This window comes from Arthrobacter sp. MYb23 (assembly GCF_002979775.1).
Lineage (GTDB): Bacteria > Actinomycetota > Actinomycetes > Actinomycetales > Micrococcaceae > Arthrobacter.
On sequence record NZ_PCPR01000022.1, the window covers coordinates 42,970 to 59,086 of the forward strand.

Consider the following 16,117-nt stretch of genomic DNA (forward strand, 5'->3'; position numbering starts at 1 on the left):
GGGATCCTGACGTGCACAAACAGTGGTCAGTCGCTCACAATCAACGTATCCGCGCCGCGAACATGGGCCTTCCCGGATTCCAACAGCGGATCAAGTACCGCGCGAAGCGCCGTCATGGACTCGTCAACTTCCAGCAGGACCGGGTGTTGGTAGGCAATGAGTGCCAGCAGGTCCCGGACCGCGGCCGCTGCTTCCTCGGCGGACAACTCGGGGTCGTGTCCGAGGAAGACGTCCGAAGGCTCGTCGGAGTTGCCCTGGGCATAGCTGATGGCGAACGCCTGGATCTTGCCTTTGCGGCTGGCAGGTACGCCTTGGCCGAAAGCACTCGCCTTTGGCGCACGCAGCACAATTGCCCCGTGCGCACCAGCCAGGTCATGCAGGAACAGGCGCTGCACTGTGGCAATGCTCAGTTCCCCGGGACTGTCCCAGTGGTGGACGTGAGCGTAGTACTTGCCCACCACATCGCTCAGTTCCACCGAACCCGTTGCCAGGTCCTCCACACGCTCTGAAGCGGCTTCCTCAGAACCGTCGCCGAAGCGCGGCAAGGACAAAGGCTCCGGAGCCACCACTACCAGCTGCGAGCGCTGAATGGGGGCCAGTCCCGCGGCAGCAGCAAAGGCCGCACCCGCGGTATCCGGCTCCACCTTGCTGCGCAGCTTGGAAACGCCCGACGGCGAGTTCCCGGCTTCACGGCGCAGCATGGTCAGCAGGGTGGCACCCACGCCTTCACGGCGGTGGTCTTTGGCAACCTCGACGTACGCCCAGAGCCGCTCCGGGTGCAGCGAAGCCTCATGGACAACGGCGGCAGCGACGGGAATCCGCACACCGTCCACCACGTCTTCAGCAACGATGCACCGACGCCAGGGTTGGTTGCTGGAAGGCGCCAGAGCTGCACGGAACTGCTCCGCGGGCAGGGTCTCCGGGCCGCCCCAGATTTCCAGGAGGGCGAGGTCGTCGCCCTCCTTCCATTCGCGGTAATCCACAGCCACGACTAGGCGCCGATCAGGTGTGCTGCCAGGTAGCCCTCAACCTTGTCCAGGGACACGCGTTCCTGGCTCATGGTGTCGCGCTCACGAATGGTGACGGCCTGGTCTTCCAGAGTGTCGAAGTCCACGGTGATGCAGAACGGGGTACCGATTTCGTCCTGGCGACGGTAGCGGCGGCCGATTGCACCGGCGTCGTCGAAGTCGATGTTCCAGTTCTTGCGCAGCTGGGCGCCCAGCGCCTTTGCCTTCGGGGACAGGTCCTCGTTGCGGCTCAGCGGGAGGACGGCAGCCTTGACCGGGGCCAGGCGCGGATCCAGTTTCAGCACGGTGCGGACATCGACGCCGCCCTTGGCATTGGGTGCCTCGTCCTCGGTGTATGCGTCGATCAGGAAGGCCATGAAGGAGCGGGTCAGGCCGGCGGCGGGCTCGATCACGAACGGGGTATAGCGCTCGTTGGTGGCCTGGTTGAAGTAGCTCAGGTCCGTGCCGGAGGCCTTGGCATGGGTGGAGAGATCGAAGTCCGTGCGGTTGGCGATGCCCTCAAGCTCGCCCCACTCGGAGCCCTGGAAACCGAAGCGGTATTCGATGTCCGTGGTGCCCTTGGAGTAGTGGCTCAGCTTCTCCAGCGGGTGCTCGAAGAATCGGAGGTTGTCTTCACGGATGCCCAGGCCCGTGTACCAGGACATGCGCTCCTTCATCCAGTACTGGTGCCAGTCTTCGTCCGTGCCGGGCTCGACGAAGAATTCCATTTCCATCTGCTCGAATTCGCGGGTACGGAAGATGAAGTTGCCCGGCGTGATTTCGTTACGGAACGACTTGCCGATCTGGCCAATGCCGAACGGCGGCTTCTTCCGGGAGGTGGTGAGGACATTGTTGAAGTTCACAAAAATGCCCTGGGCAGTTTCCGGACGCAGATAGTGCATGCCTTCGTCGCTGGCCACCGGGCCGAGGAACGTCTTGAGCAAGCCGGAGAATTCCTGGGGCTCGGTCCACTGGCCGCGGGTGCCGCAGTTTGCACAGGCGATGTCCGCCAGGCCGTTTTCTGCCGGGCGGCCCTTCTTTTCCTCGTACTCTTCTTCGAGGTGGTCGGCGCGGTAGCGCTTGTGACAGGAAAGGCATTCAACCAGGGGGTCGGAGAAGACGTCCACGTGACCGGAGGCTTCCCATACCTGGCGGGGAAGGATGACCGAAGAGTCCAGGCCTACAACGTCCTCGCGGCCGCGAACCATGCTCTGCCACCACTGGCGCTTGATGTTTTCCTTTAGCTCAGCACCGAGGGGACCGTAATCCCACGCCGAACGGGAGCCACCATAGATTTCACCGGCCTGAAAGACAAAGCCCCTCCGCTTGGAGAGGGAAATGACCTGGTCAAGGACGGATTTTGCTGCCATGGGTAACTCCATTTGTTCTACAGGGCCGCTGGGTGCGGTCCGCGGTGGTTTGCCCCGGAATCCGGACGAGGTTGTCCGGCGGGGTGCTGGGGGAAAGTTTGTTGTAAGTACTCGAAAATACCCGAAGATACGTGAAAGTACTGCGCCTCCTACCCTACCGGCCTTTGGAGGAGACTCTTCGTGCGAAAGCTCCCCTGGGCCAGGGCAAGGTGGCCACGATGATCGCGGCGAGTGTCAGTACCGTACCCAGCACCGTGGGCAAGGCGACCACCGCGCCGGGACTGGGGATCACGACGTCGAGCACCAACGAGCCCACCAACTGCCCGGCGATCATTCCCAAACCCGTGATCAGGACGCCAAGGCTGCGGACCAGCAGTGCCGCCAGTCCAATGAAGAGGCAGCCCATGGGTCCACCGAGGTAGTACCACCACTCAGCGGGCAGCGGATTTCCCGGCCCCGCCACGGCCAGCTTGATGATCCAGGCGATCCACAAAATAGCTGACCCGGCAATGAAGTTCACCAGCGTGGCCGCGATGGGCGTCCCATAGTGCACTGTGGCGGTTCCGTTCATTGCCTGCTGGAAGCTCATGAAGAAACCGGCCGCCAACGGCAGGAGGATGGGTAAAACGAGCGAGGCGATGTCGGCGTCGCCGCCGAACCGCGGTGAAACTGCCCAGGCGACGGCGGCCACGGTCAGGACGCTGCCCAGGATCCGGACGCCCGTGATGGGCCGCTTACCTCCAGGGCCTATTCCCATGCGGTCCACCAGCAAGCCACTGAGCGTTTGTCCGGTGACGGCAGCGACCGTGAACAACGCAACACCCAGCAGTGCCACCGTGAACGATTGGGCAAAGACGAACAACGCGCCGATGGCACCAGCCATGACATAGAAGCGGGGAAAACTGCGGTTCCGGACAGCAGGAATGATCCGCTGCAGGCCGGCCCTGCCCCTGGGCGTGGCAAGAGAAATGGCACTGATGAGCAGGAGCCCTGTGGTGAAGCTCACCACTGAGGCGGCGATGCCGTCGTCCAGTTTCGCGCCGAGGGCCCCGTTGATCCTTGCTTGAAGCGGGATGACCAGGCCTGTCGCTATGGCAATAGGGAGGCCAATGACCAGCGGGAGGGCGGGACGGGGAGAAGGCTGCGGCACCGTCACCACACTACTTCAGGCATCATTGCTGTATGAGCAACCCCGAAATTGAAGAGATCCCCATCCGCGACGACATGATCCGCCTGGGCCAGCTGTTGAAGCTCGCCAACCTGGTGGAGGACGGCGTTGAAGCCACGGAGCTCATCAAGAACGGCTTGGTTAAAGTCAACAACGAAATTGACGACCGCCGCGGACGCCAGCTCCACGTCGGAGATACCGTCACGGTCAACGGTCAGACGGTCCGGATCATCGCCGCCTGACGCACACAGATTTTGTACAGATAACGCCCTCCAGAACGGCTCTTGGGGGCGTTATCTGTACAAAAACTCAATCAGTGAGGACTTTGTGGGTGAGGAATTCGCCCACGTGTCCGATCTCCTGCTGGTTGATGCCGTGCCACATCCCCGTGTAGAGCACTTTGGTGAGGTCAACGTGCTTGCGCACCCAACCCATGGTGTATTCGATCTTGTCCTGGGTGATGACGGGATCCTGCTGATCACGGCCCCAGAACATGGGCAACGATCCGTCCAGTTCGTTGTCCCGGAAGGCGGCGTCAGCGCCGGCGTCGATCACAAAGCCGGAAAGCCCGACGACGGCGGCGAAGTCCGCGGGACGGTAGCGGAGCAGGGTGGTGGCCATGGCCATGCCCATGGAGAAGCCCAACAACGTCACCGACGAGTGGTTCGCTTTGACCGTGTCCAGCCATCCAAGGGCGTACTCGGCCGCTTGCTTCACGGCTTCCAGCGAGTATTCGATGGACGCTGTCAGGGGGAACCAGGTGAAGCCCGGACCCATGGGCATCGGCGCGCGAAGGGCAGCCACTACAAAGCCTTCGGGAAGCAACCCGGCCAAGCTGAAGAGATCGTCCTCGTTGGAGCCGTAGCCGTGCAGAAGGACCAGGAGGGGCTTGCCTGCGCGCTCGGCTTCATCGTGGGACCACAGGACAACGGGGGCTGGAAATGCGGGTGCTTCAGTCATGGATCCATTCTTGCAGTTACCCACAAGTAACAACTTACGGTGGCGTAGGGTCGACGTCACGGTGCAGGATATGAAATGTGAGTGAGAACAATCCTTTACTGAAGCCGGGCGAGCCCGTTCAAAAGCACCCATGGACCCGCTACGTGGCTTTGGGTGACTCCTTCACCGAGGGCATCGGCGACCCGGAGCCCAGGAACCCCGGCGGTAACCGTGGTTGGGCGGATCGGGTTGCCGAAGAGTTGGGCCGCGGCCAGGAGGACTTCGCGTACGCCAACCTTGCCATCCGTGGCAGGCTGCTGCAGCAGATCATCGATGAACAAGTGGGCCCCTGCTTGGAACTGCAGCCGGACCTGGTGTCCATTTCGGCCGGCGGTAATGACCTCATCCGCCCTGGCGGCGATCCCGATCTGCTGGCCGAAAAACTTGACGCTGCCGTTGCGGAGTTAAGTTCCGGCGGCGCTACCGTGGTGCTTTTCAACGGCCCGGACACGGCGTCATCAGTCTTGGGGCGCATCCGCGGCAAGGTTGCCATTTACAACGAGAACCTCCGGACGGTAGCCGCGCGTCACGACGCCATCATTGCGGATATGTGGTCCTTGCGGCAGTTGGCGGACACACAGATGTGGGATGTGGACCGCTTGCATTTCTCGCCGCTTGGCCACCACACCATCGCCATGATGGTGCTGGAAGCGTTGAACATCCAGCACACCCTTGAACCCCTGATGCCTAAGTCCCTGCCGCCACGCACCTGGCGTGAGGCGAGGTCGTCCGACCTCGTCTGGGCCCGCGAGTACTTTGTCCCGTGGGTGATCCGGCGGCTTCGGCATCAGTCATCGGGCGATGGCATCACACCAAAGCGTCCGACGCCGGGTCCCGTCTTCGGCTCTACCGGCACTCTGCTGCCGCGCCGCTGACGTGACGCCCGGTCCTGCACCTGCGGAGACTAGTCCTGTGCCTGCGGAGACTATCCGGCGGACGAGGCTACGGCGCCAACAGTTGCGGGCTCCCTACGCCGGAAGTCCAGGGGAGGTGGTCCGCAACCTCCTGGCCGTCCAGTCACAAGAGTTCCCCTATGCGCGGTGGACGCTCTCGCAAAGAAGCTCCCCCAGCCCTGCATCCATGGTCACGGCCTCAGATGTTGAGCAGGCCGTGGCTGACGGAACCATTCTGCGGACACACATCCTGCGCCCCACCTGGCACTTTGTGCACCGGGACGACCTCGGCTGGTTGATGGGACTGTCCGCAGATCGCCTCCACCAGGGCAACAAAGGCATGTATCGCCAAACAGGAATCGATGAGGACGCTGCTGCCAGGAGTGGCCAAATCCTGGCAGCGGCTGTGGCGGACGGTGCGCACAAGACACGCGAGGAATTGGCCCAGATCCTGGGACAGGCAGGTTTCCCGAGCAAAGGCCTGGGCTTCATCTACCACCTCATGCATGCCGAAATCAGCCGCGTCCTGGTCAGTGGATCGCCCATCCGATCCGCAGGCGGTGCCCTGAAACAGACCTACGCCCTGTTCGAGGAACGCGTTCCCGGCTCGTTTCTTACGCCGCCAACCCCCGAGGACCGCGAACAGGCACTCGGGCAATTGGCGCTCCGATACTTCAGCAGCCGCGGCCCCGCAACGGTCAAAGATTGTGCGGCCTGCTCCGGGTTGACCATGAAGGACGTGAAGCGTGGAATCCAGATTTCCCATGACGTCTCTCCCGGCAGCTTGGGCGCCCTTCAGCTTGATGGGCTTGAGTATTACCTGGCTGCGGAGGAAGTAGACACCCTCGCCAGCGGAGACGGCCCCTCGATGACTGAGGACCCTGCGCTCCCCCGCATTGACCTTATTCAGTGCTACGACGAGTACGTGATGGGCTACTCACAGTCCCGGCACTTCCTGGGTGGAACGGCGCCCTACCTCCCGGAGGACAACGGACCCCTGCACGTGGTCCTGCTGGATGGCAGGTTGGCCGGATGGTGGCGTCACGGATTCTCCGGCGGGGCTTGCGAACTGGACGTGCGAATGAACCGGCCGGCAACTGTGCAGGAGCAGGCCGCCCTGCAGGCCGAGGTGGATCGTTACGGCCGGTTCCTGGGCATGGAGGTCACGCTGGTATGAAGTGGCAGGACTGGTTCAAGGGCACAGGACTAAGCTGGGGTGAGACCTAGGAGGCCTGCACTGTGAACAATCTGATCTTCTGGATCATCGTCTGCTCGTGGCTGATTCCGCTCGGAATCCGCATGTACAACCGCTCCAGGGCGCGCCGGATCCAACACGGAGATTTCCGCGCCCCCGAGTACCCGCAGCAGAATCTGCCCGGCCCAGGCTACCCACAGCAGGACTACCGGGGGCAGGATCACACGGGACAGGGTTACCCGTCGCAAAATTACCCCTCGCAGAATTTTCCGTCGCAGGGGTACCCCGGCCAGGGCAACCCAGGCCAGGGTTACCCTGGTCAGGGTTACCCTGGTCAGGGTTACCCTGGTCAGGGTTACCCTGGTCAGGGTTACTCGGGTCAGGGTTACCCGGGCTACCCGTCGGAGCGTGCCGTCATCCGCCCTGTAGATGACGCACCGCAGTCCGGGCCGCCGTCGAGCCCGTCATCCCCCAGCACGTTTCCCGCAGCGGGCGGTTCTGAGCCGCAGGGATACCGGGCGCGCAAGCTGGCAGAGTTGGACGCGAAGTTCAGCAATGGCGAGATCGCCATGGAGGATTACATGCGGCAGCGCGGCGACATCATGAACGGCTGAAGCTTAGGCAAAGAATGCTTCACGGAGCTGCTCCGAGAGCTGGCCGATTTCGGTGAGGAAGCCATCATGGCCAATCGGTGCCTCAATGACGTGAACGGGCACTTCGCCGGGGAGCGCGGCAGCAAGTTCCCGTGACTGGGCCGGGAAGTAGAGCCTGTCGCTGTCCACGGCCGCCACGAAGAACTCCGCTGTGGCACCTGATAGCGCCGTTTCCAACGAGCCGCGGCCCCTGGTGACGTCGTGGGACATCAGTGCCTCGGTGATGGCGATGTAGCTGTTGGCGTCAAAGCGGCGGACCAGTTTGCTTCCTTGATGGTCCAGGTAGCTTTCCACTTGGTATCGGCCGCGCCCGCCCAACACTGCGGCGGCCAGCGGAGTCTCTTGGTGCTGGGCTTGCCGGCCGAAGCGGAGGTCCAGCTCCAACGCTGAGCGGTACGTGATGTGGGCGATGCGCCGGGCCAAAGCCAGGCCATGCTCGGGCGCGGCATCTCCGTAGTAGTCGCCGTTGTTGAAGTTTGGGTCCTGCCTGATGGCCAGGGTTTGGGCTTGGGCAAAGGCAATTTGCTCGGCCGTGCTGTAGGCGCCCACCGAAATGACGGCGCAGCGTTTGACCCTGCCGGGGAAGGTCACAGCCCACTCGAGGGCACGTGCACCGCCCATGGATCCGCCCAAGACGGCGTGCCAGGCATCGATTCCCAGGGCGTCGGCGAGACGCGACTCGGCCTCTGTGCTGTCGCGCAGGGTAACCAGCGGGAAACGCGAACCCCACGGGCGTCCGTCCGGCGCTTCCGATGATGGACCGGTGCTGCCGTAACAGCCGCCCACAATGTTGATGGAGATGACGAAGAACTTGTTGGTATCGATGGTGGCACCCGGACCAACGAGTTGCTCCCACCATCCTTCCTCGTCCGTAGCTCCGCGGGCTACATGCGTACTGCCAGTGAGTGCGTGCTGGATGAGCACCGCGTTGGAGGCATCGGCGTTCAGCTGCCCCCAGGTCTCGTAAGCGAGTACGACGTCGGGCAGGAATCCGCCGGCTTCAAGTTCCAGCGGGCCGATGCCGGCGTACTTGATGGTTCCGTCTTCTTCGCCGGATTTTGGAAGGGCTGTAGCAGTAATGGTCATTCCTTTGACACCTTAACCTCGCGCTTGCCCGTCGCCTTGCGTGCGAACAGGCCAGGTCTTCACCCGGGGCACCCCACCGCGGAGGAGGGTTGCCGGCCAGCAAGCCGGGGCTGTGTGCTGGCACTCATGACCTAATACGTCGAGTCTAGGAAACCTAGGGGGGTTATGGCGAAGAATGTGACAACAGTGTGACGGTTTGGGGTCTCTTCGTTCAGGAACAAGCACCCGGAACTGCCGCCCGGCGAATAATCGTCGGCGCGGGCGGCAGCCTGGTCAGTGCTTTGAGAGCGAGGTGTCAGGCGCCCTTGGCCGCCCGGAATCCGGCTTCCAGGTCCGCGATGATGTCATCCACGTGCTCGATGCCCACGGACAGGCGCACCAGGCCCGGGTTGACGCCGGCAACAAGTTGCTGCTCCGCCGTCAGCTGGCTGTGCGTCGTCGACGCCGGGTGGATGACCAGCGAGCGGACGTCACCGATGTTGGCAACGTGCGAGTGCAGTTCGAGCCCGTCCACAAAACGCTTGCCCGCTTCCACGCCGCCCTTGATGTTGAAGGCAACGATTGCCCCTGTGCCTTTGGGTCCGTACTTCCGGCCACGGTCATACCAGGGGCTGGACGGCAGGCCCGCGTAGGCCACCGATTCGACGTCGTCGTGGCCTTCCAACCATTCGGCCACCTTGGTGGCGTTGGCAACGTGGCGTTCCACGCGCAGGCTCAATGTCTCCAGTCCCTGGGCAATGAGGAAGGCGTTGAACGGCGACACGGCCGAGCCGAGGTCGCGGAGCAACTGGACACGGGCCTTGAGGATGTAGGAGAGGTTGGCCCCCAGCGCACCGTCCTTGCCCAGATCCCGGGCGTAAACCAGTCCGTTGTAGCTGGGGTCCGGAGTATTGAAGCCCGGGAAACGCTCGGGGTCTTTGCCGAAGTCGAAGTTGCCGGAATCCACAATCACGCCGGCGATCGCGGAGCCATGGCCGCCCAGATACTTGGTTGCAGAGTGGACCACAATATCCGCGCCCCACTCGATGGGACGGATGAGGTATGGAGTGGACAGGGTGTTGTCCACAATGAGCGGCACACCGGCCTCGTGCGCCACTCGTGCAATGCCCTCGATGTCCAGGACGTCCTGGCGCGGGTTGGAGACAACCTCGCCGAAGAACAACTTGGTGTTCGGCTGGACTGCGTCACGCCACTGATCCAGGTTGTCCGGGTCTTCCACGAAAGTGACGGAGATGCCGAACTTCTTCAGGGTGTGTGCCAGGAGGTTGTAGGTGCCGCCGTAGAGGCTGGGGCTGGCCACAAGGTGATCGCCGGCTTCGGCGATGTTCAGGATGGCAAACGTCTCGGCTGCCTGTCCGGAGCTGAGCAGGAGAGCGCCCAATCCGCCTTCAAGGCTTGCGACCCGCTGCTCCACGGCGTCCTGCGTCGGGTTGCCGATGCGCGTGTAGATGGGCGCCAGCTCTGCCAGGGCAAAACGGTTGGCAGCGCTCTCGGCGCTGGGGAACACGAAGGACGTGGTCTGGTAGATCGGCAGCGAGCGCGCTCCGGTGGCGGAGTCAGGCTCCTGACCTGCATGGATTTGGCGGGTTTCGAAAGACCATCCTTGGGACATGGAGTTCTCCTGTTCGTGGCGCATGGGTTTGGCAGGCAATGTGGTGCAGCTGAGCTGGGGCCAGTCTAGGAACTGTCCGGATGCTAAGACAGCTTTATGACGCCGGTGGAATCAACGGGTCTCCTCGCGTCCTTCCATGACGCTCATAGCGAAAGTTATACACATCCCACCTTAGTTAGGCTTGACTTAGCTGAGACCCCGATCACAAAGTGCCAAGATGAAGCCATGCGCATGGATCACGTCTCTTACGCCTGTGAACGAGATGGCCTTTTGGCCACTACCGAACGAATTTCCGCGGCATTGGGAGTGGACGCTGTCCGGGGCGGAGTGCACCCGCGCTTCGGCACCCGGAACATGATCATTCCCCTTGCGGATAACAAGTACCTGGAAGTGGTGGAGGTCCTGGACCACCCCGCTTCTGACAAAGCACCCTTTGGCCAAGCCGTCCGTGCACGCTCGGCTGCTGGTGGCGGTTGGATGGGCTGGTGCGTCGCCGTTGATGACCTCGCCCCTTTCGAGGACCGCCTTGGCCGCGCAGCTGTTCCGGGCAACCGCAAGTTCCCCGATGGCCGCGAACTGGTGTGGCAGCAGATTGGCATCCTCGGCTTGATCGCCGATCCCCAGGTGCCTTACCTGCTCAAGTGGGAGGGCGACCCCTCACTGCACCCGTCCAGGATCTACGAGAGCGACGTGAAGATGTCCAGCCTCACCATTGCGGGCTCGGCAGAACGCGTTACCGAGTGGTTGGGTGAGCCGGTGGAAAAGCCGCTCGAGGATGTAGCTGTCCAGTGGATGGCCCCGCACGGAACTCCGGGCATCATGGCAGTTACCTTCGAAACCGCCTCCGGAGCCGTCACCATCTAAGGACTCCGTTCAACCCCGGCCATCCATGTCCGGGCCAAACTTCGGCCGCCATCAGCGGGTGCCAATGACGTCACCCACCGATGGCGGCCGAATACTTTTTAACGGGCCGCTAGCCGAGGCCTATTGCCTTGCCGAACAGGCTGAATCCTACGAAGGCCACGATGTCCAGCACCGCGTGGGCAATCACCAGGGGCATCACCCGCTTGGTCTTGGTGTAGATCCACGCGAACACCAGGCCCATGACCACATTCCCTATGAACGGGCCGAAGCCTTGGTACAGGTGGTAGCTCCCCCGCAGCAGGGCACTGACCACAATGGCTGCCGGCATGCTCCAGCCGAACTTGCCGAAGCGGTCCATGAGGTAGCCCACCACGATCACTTCTTCCACGATTGCGTGGCGCATGGCCGAGAGGGTCAGCACCGGCACAGTCCACCAGTAAGCGTCCAGGCCACTGGGCACAATCGCCGTGGTGACTCCCAAGGCCCGCCCCGCGGCGTACAGGCCCAGCGAGGGGATGCCAATCGCGGCGGCCAGGCCAAGCCCTTGAAGAAGGTCCTTGCCGGGCCGGGCAAAGTTGAAGCCCAGCCGGGCGAACGCCGAGCCACCGCCGTCCTCTTTGGCACCGGATACGTGGGTGGTCAGGAAGTAGAACACCAAGGCCACAGGCACCAGAGCGAACACAATGTCCAGAAGCTGGTACGTGAGGTCAAAGTATTCGCGGGTGCTTTGGGACCTGTTCAGCGTTGACGTAGCATCGGCCAACGGTGCCCGCGACATCTTGTCCAGCAGCTGCACTACGGAGTAGACGGCCGACTGACCCAGGGACAAACCCAGCACAATAAGTACTTCGGCTCGCAGCCGTCTGCGGGAAGCAAGGAACATGTACCTATCTTGCCCTTACTACCTGCCACTTTGCCGGGAACTGCGCACCTTGGCGGACCACGCGTGGCAGCCACCCTATGCTTGGTGGGATGGGCGCCCCTGAGAGAATCTTCATGATCCGGCATGGACAGTCTGCCGCGAATGCCGACACCTCCATCTACAACCGCGTACCGGACTACCGGATCCCGCTGACGGACCTTGGCGTGGAGCAGGCGAGAATTGCCGGGGAGAACCTGCGACGCAAGCTCGAAGGAGAGCAGGTCTGCGTTTACGTCTCCCCTTACCTGCGCGCCTACCAGACCCTTGAAGCCATGAACCTCGGTTCCCTGATCGAGCGGGTGATTGAGGAACCCAGGCTTCGCGAACAGGACTGGGCCAACTTCCAGATCGCCGGGGAGATTGAGGACCAGAAGGAGCTGCGCAACCTCTATGGACACTTCTTCTATCGGTTCCGTGAAGGCGAGTCCGGCTCGGACGTGTATGACCGGGTGTCTTCCTTCATGGAAACGCTCTACCGGCACTGGCAGAAGACCAGCTATGCACCGAATACGCTGCTGGTGACCCACGGACTGACCATGCGCCTGTTCTGCATGCGCTGGTTCCACTGGACTGTGGAGTACTTCGAGTCCCTCAACAACCCGGATAACGCCGAACTGCGGACACTGATCAGGAACGACGGCGAGCAGTACAGTCTGGACTTACCATTCAGCCAGTGGGTGCCCAGGGATGTGGACGATTCGGTGCTTCACGCACCGAGGATGCGGTTCTAGCCGGCCAACCTCGGCGGGCAAGCTTTCCAGCCGGCAAACCTCAGCCGGCCAACCCTTAGCTGGCGGGCGCGACGATAACTTCGGTGCCCTTGGCCTCGAAAGCCGCCTTGTCCTCGGCGCTGATGCCGGAGTCCGTGATGAGGTGCCTGAAATCGTAACCTGCCATGGCAGCGAAGGAACGGCGGCCCACCTTGGAGGAGTCGGCTACAACGTAGGACTCCGTGGCCCGGCGTGCCATCACGGTGTTGACCATCGCTTCGCCTTCATCGGTGATGGTGGGGCCAAGATCGGGATCCACGCCGTTGACGCCTATGAACGCAATGTCCAAGGCAACTTTCTGCATGATGACGTCCGTGTAGGGACCCACCAGCTCGTAGGAGCGCGGATTCAGGATCCCGCCGGTGACCATGATCTTGATGTTCGGCCGCACCGCCAACTGGGAGGCGATGTTGATGGCATTGGTGACCACAGTCAGCGTGGGCGTGTGGGACGGCGCGTTGAGGTCCTCGCGGGTGGACAGCAACTGAGCCAACGCGGTGTTGGTTGTTCCACCGCTGAGCCCGATCACAGCACCGGGACGGATCAGCGCAGACGCTGCCAGGGCGATTTCCTGCTTGGCCACGGCGTGGTCGTCCCTGTTGTAGCGGCCGGGGAGGTCGTAGGCCACTGAACCAGTGGTGGCGCCTCCGCGCGTGCGGCTCAGCAACCGCTGCTTGGCCAGGCTGTCAAGATCCCTGCGGGCCGTGGCAGGTGACACGCCGAGGCGGGTCACGATGTCCTCGACCTCCACGTGGCCCGACTCGGCCAGGAGGTCGAGTATGGCGGTCAGCCGATCGGTGCGGGTCATGACGAGCCTTTCGCGGGTTCCAGCTAGTTCGCTTTGGCGAACAGCGTCAGCATACGTGCGGACTCCAGCACAAGGGCATCCCGGCCGGCCTTGATGTACTTCCGGGAATCCACCACTGCAGGGTTGGCATCGAGGTACTCACGGACGGCGCGGGTAAAGAACCCGTTCAAATGTGTGGATACGTTGATCTTAGTCATACCCGCGCGGATAGCGCCTATGAGCATGTCATCTGACACACCGGATGAGCCGTGGAGGACCAGTGGTTTTCCCACTGCGGTCTTCAGCCTGGTAATGAGATGCAGGTCCAGGGCCGCGCTGCGTTCGGTCATGGCATGGGACGAGCCAACCGCTACGGCAAGCGCGTCCACGCCTGTTGCCTCGACGAAGGCGTGGGCCTCAGCAGGGTCTGTTCTGACACCGGGAGCGTGGGCTCCGTCCTTGCCACCCACTTTTCCGAGCTCGGCCTCCACGTAAACACCGCGCTCGTGGGCGTAAGTGGCGACGCGCTGGGTGACTTCCACGTTCCATTCGTACGGTAGATGCGCGCCGTCGTACATGACCGAACCGAACCCGAGGTCCACGGCGGCCAGTGCGAGGTCTTCGGATTCTGCGTGGTCCAGGTGGAGCGCAACGGGGACGGCAGCTGAGCGGGCGATTGCCAGGGCTGCCGACGCGATTGGTTCGAGTCCGCCGTGGTACTTGGCGCAGTTCTCGGAAATCTGCAGAATCAGCGGAACACCTGCTGCTTCCGCCCCTGCCACCAGGCCTTCGGCCGTTTCGATGTGGATGATGTTGAACGCGCCTTGGCCTATGCCCGCGGCAGCGGCCTTGTCCATGAGTTCGCGTGTGTTGACCAGGGTCACCGGATCTCCTTCCATGTCACGATCAATTGCTCTTGAAGTTCCTGGAACCGGGGCGAGATCTCCCCTGCGGCGGGCATGAGCACAGCCGCGGCGGACCAGGCGGTGGCCCGGCGAAGAATCTCACGGGGCTCGGTGATGCCTTCGGCGAGAGCGACGGCGGCGGCTGCCACACCGGCGTCGCCCGCTCCTGTGGGGTTGCCGCTGAGCGACTCAGGCAAGCTGGCGCTCCAGTAGCCGCCAGGGGCGGCGTGGTCGAAGGCGAGCATTCCGTCAGCGCCGGCGCTGACAAGAACGGTGCGGGCACCCATCTCGATCAAAGAGAGGGCCGCAGCTTCAAGGCTGGACTCCCCCGTGGCCTCCGCAAGCTCGTGATGGTTCGGCTTCAGGATGTCGGCCCCGGCTTTTGCTGCTGCGATGATTCCGGGACCGGAGGTGTCGATGATGGCCGGGATTCCGGCGTCGTGGGCCAGCCGGACCAGTTCCGGGTAGAAGTCCGCGGGAGCGCCCGGCGGCAGGCTTCCCGAACCGACCAGGACGGACGCCTGCAGATTCCGGTTTCCGCTCACGGCCTCAACAACGGCGATCCGGAGCGAGCGCCAATCGTCCGGCAGGAGGGCTTGGCCTTCCTCGTTGAAGATGGATGTTTCCCCCGCGACAGTATCTACCAGCGCGATGCTGCGGCGGGTCTCAGCAGCGACGCCTACCAGGGTGTGTGGCACACCGCTGGTCCAGAGTTCAGCAGCGAGCGTCTGTCCTGCCGCGCCGCCCGTGGGGGCGATGGCGAGGACGGGATAGCCGAGTTGGTGGATGACCCGGGCTACGTTGATGCCCTTGCCGCCGGCACGGCTCAAGGGTGTGGGCACACGGTGGCTGGAGCCTTCGGTGATCCCGTGAACGCTGTAGGTCATGTCGATTGCCGGATTGGGCGTGACGGTGATGATGCGGTTCACGTTGGCTCGCTTCATCGTGTTCCTCCCAGAAGAGCCCGTGCGTTCAGGGCCGCGCCGAGCAAGCCGGCGTCCTGTCCCAGCTGGGCACGGATGAGTTGGGGTTTGCGTTGGAAGTCCAGAATCCCGTCAACCCGTTGACGCAGCGGCTCCAGCAGTTCCTCGCCTGCTTCGGCCAGGCCTCCGCCGATCACCACTGCTTCGGTTCCGATGATGTTGACGCACTGACAGATGGTGAACGCAAGAGCATCAACGGCTTCACTCCAGATTCGGGCCGCGAGCGCGTCGCCGGCTTTGGCCTTGAGCAGGACGTCGCGGGCACCGTTCACGCTGGTGCCCGAGGCACGGTGGTACCGCTTGGCAATGGCACCGGCCGAGCCCACTGCTTCTAAAATGGTGGAGGCTGTGGCGCCGGGTCCGGCATCGGGATCCGGAACCTGGGCGTGGCCGAGTTCGCCGGCGAAACCACCGGCGGTGACGGCCTTGCCGCCGGAGAACACTGCAGCAGCTATGCCGGTACCCACCACCATCACCACAACATCGTTGAACTCTTTGGATCCGCCAAAGCTGTGTTCCACGGCTGCGGCGGAACGGACATCGTGGTCGAAGGCAACCGGGACGCCCAGCCGTTTCTCGGCTTGCGCGGTGAAGGGGAAGTTACGCCACCCGAGATTGGCGGAGTAGATACCCACGCCAGCTACTGAATCCACGATCCCTGGCACGATGATGCCGGCAGCCCGGGCGGGCGAGTCCGGGAACTCGGAAGCCAGCTCGGCAGCAAGCTCAGCAAGCCTGTCCAGGACCGCTTCGCCCGGGCGGACCGCGGCCAAGGGCGTGGGGACGCGGCGCATGCCCAGCACGGTTCCGCAGGCGTCCACCAAACCAGCCTTGATGTCTGTCCCGCCGACGTCGAAGGAAAGGACCGCTGATTCCGCGGCTCCGAGAACCATGACCGGTTGC

The 16,117-nt window shown here is 63.1% G+C and carries 17 protein-coding genes and 1 riboswitch; of the genes, 6 read left to right on the plus strand and 11 right to left on the minus strand.

Annotation, left to right across the window (positions count from 1 at the left end; genetic code table 11):
* Nucleotides 1–26: 26 nt before the first annotated feature.
* The 3 genes from CQ020_RS18980 to CQ020_RS18990 form a co-directional block, all read right to left on the minus strand.
* The gene (locus CQ020_RS18980) at nt 27–989 is read right to left on the minus strand and encodes a GNAT family N-acetyltransferase (RefSeq protein WP_105693249.1); all 963 of its coding nucleotides are present in this window, start codon (nt 987–989) and stop codon (nt 27–29) included.
* 2 nt (nt 990–991) lie between these two features.
* Entirely contained in the window at nt 992–2,377 is a 1,386-nt protein-coding gene (locus CQ020_RS18985) for a glycine--tRNA ligase (RefSeq protein ID WP_024820258.1), read from the minus strand.
* Between the two features lie 154 nt (nt 2,378–2,531).
* Entirely contained in the window at nt 2,532–3,536 is a 1,005-nt protein-coding gene (locus CQ020_RS18990) for a DMT family transporter (RefSeq protein WP_105693250.1), read from the minus strand.
* Between the two features lie 23 nt (nt 3,537–3,559).
* Here CQ020_RS18990 and CQ020_RS18995 point away from each other — a divergent pair, with 23 nt between their 5' ends.
* A complete protein-coding gene (locus CQ020_RS18995) occupies nt 3,560–3,787 on the plus strand; it encodes an RNA-binding S4 domain-containing protein (protein ID WP_024820256.1) in 228 nt (75 codons plus the stop codon).
* 67 nt (nt 3,788–3,854) lie between these two features.
* On the opposite strand, the gene CQ020_RS19000 is transcribed toward CQ020_RS18995, so the two are convergent.
* Entirely contained in the window at nt 3,855–4,505 is a 651-nt protein-coding gene (locus tag CQ020_RS19000; protein WP_105693251.1) for an alpha/beta hydrolase, read from the minus strand.
* 77 nt (nt 4,506–4,582) lie between these two features.
* Between CQ020_RS19000 and CQ020_RS19005 the strand changes: the two genes are divergently transcribed.
* The 3 genes from CQ020_RS19005 to CQ020_RS19015 all read left to right on the plus strand — a co-directional run bounded on the left by CQ020_RS19005 (nt 4,583) and on the right by CQ020_RS19015 (nt 7,246).
* Nucleotides 4,583–5,419: an SGNH/GDSL hydrolase family protein gene (locus CQ020_RS19005; protein ID WP_105693252.1), complete on the plus strand. Its 837-nt coding sequence runs from the start codon at nt 4,583–4,585 to the stop codon at nt 5,417–5,419.
* A 37-nt stretch (nt 5,420–5,456) separates the two neighbouring features.
* Complete coding sequence (locus tag CQ020_RS19010) at nt 5,457–6,614, plus strand: winged helix DNA-binding domain-containing protein (RefSeq protein WP_258142088.1); 1,158 nt, start codon at nt 5,457–5,459, stop codon at nt 6,612–6,614.
* 62 nt (nt 6,615–6,676) lie between these two features.
* Nucleotides 6,677–7,246, plus strand: coding sequence for a hypothetical protein (locus CQ020_RS19015; RefSeq protein ID WP_105693254.1), 570 nt, complete (start codon nt 6,677–6,679; stop codon nt 7,244–7,246).
* A 3-nt stretch (nt 7,247–7,249) separates the two neighbouring features.
* Here CQ020_RS19015 and CQ020_RS19020 read toward each other — a convergent pair whose 3' ends face one another.
* The gene (locus CQ020_RS19020) at nt 7,250–8,371 is read right to left on the minus strand and encodes a homoserine O-acetyltransferase (RefSeq protein ID WP_105693255.1); all 1,122 of its coding nucleotides are present in this window, start codon (nt 8,369–8,371) and stop codon (nt 7,250–7,252) included.
* 15 nt (nt 8,372–8,386) lie between these two features.
* Nucleotides 8,387–8,503, minus strand: a riboswitch (SAM riboswitch).
* Nucleotides 8,504–8,666: 163 nt separating this feature from the next.
* Nucleotides 8,667–10,007 carry a bifunctional o-acetylhomoserine/o-acetylserine sulfhydrylase gene (locus CQ020_RS19025; protein WP_258142089.1) on the minus strand — a complete coding sequence of 447 codons (1,341 nt, stop codon included), beginning with the start codon at nt 10,005–10,007 and terminating at the stop codon, nt 8,667–8,669.
* Nucleotides 10,008–10,208: 201 nt separating this feature from the next.
* Between CQ020_RS19025 and CQ020_RS19030 the strand changes: the two genes are divergently transcribed.
* Entirely contained in the window at nt 10,209–10,847 is a 639-nt protein-coding gene (locus tag CQ020_RS19030; RefSeq protein ID WP_024820249.1) for a VOC family protein, read from the plus strand.
* Nucleotides 10,848–10,956: 109 nt separating this feature from the next.
* Here the strand turns inward: CQ020_RS19030 and CQ020_RS19035 are convergent, their stop codons facing one another.
* Entirely contained in the window at nt 10,957–11,730 is a 774-nt protein-coding gene (locus CQ020_RS19035; RefSeq protein WP_105693258.1) for a CPBP family intramembrane glutamic endopeptidase, read from the minus strand.
* 89 nt (nt 11,731–11,819) lie between these two features.
* Here CQ020_RS19035 and CQ020_RS19040 point away from each other — a divergent pair, with 89 nt between their 5' ends.
* Nucleotides 11,820–12,500, plus strand: a complete 681-nt coding sequence (locus CQ020_RS19040) for a histidine phosphatase family protein (protein WP_105693275.1) — start codon at nt 11,820–11,822, stop codon at nt 12,498–12,500.
* A gap of 55 nt (nt 12,501–12,555) precedes the next feature.
* Here CQ020_RS19040 and CQ020_RS19045 read toward each other — a convergent pair whose 3' ends face one another.
* Genes CQ020_RS19045 through CQ020_RS19060 form a run of 4 tightly spaced genes read right to left on the minus strand, consistent with a single transcriptional unit; the run spans nt 12,556 to nt 16,107 of the window.
* Nucleotides 12,556–13,347 (minus strand): DeoR/GlpR family DNA-binding transcription regulator, encoded by a 792-nt coding sequence (locus tag CQ020_RS19045; RefSeq protein WP_024820246.1) that lies wholly within the window; start codon nt 13,345–13,347, stop codon nt 12,556–12,558.
* 23 nt (nt 13,348–13,370) lie between these two features.
* Nucleotides 13,371–14,225: a class II fructose-bisphosphate aldolase gene (locus tag CQ020_RS19050; protein ID WP_105693259.1), complete on the minus strand. Its 855-nt coding sequence runs from the start codon at nt 14,223–14,225 to the stop codon at nt 13,371–13,373.
* A complete protein-coding gene (locus tag CQ020_RS19055; RefSeq protein WP_105693260.1) occupies nt 14,207–15,175 on the minus strand; it encodes a 1-phosphofructokinase family hexose kinase in 969 nt (322 codons plus the stop codon). Before CQ020_RS19055 ends, CQ020_RS19050 begins: the two co-directional genes overlap by 19 nt.
* On the minus strand, nt 15,172–16,107 hold the full coding sequence (locus CQ020_RS19060) for an ROK family protein (protein WP_105693261.1): 936 nt from the start codon (nt 16,105–16,107) through the stop codon (nt 15,172–15,174). Before CQ020_RS19060 ends, CQ020_RS19055 begins: the two co-directional genes overlap by 4 nt.
* Nucleotides 16,108–16,117: the final 10 nt, after the last annotated feature.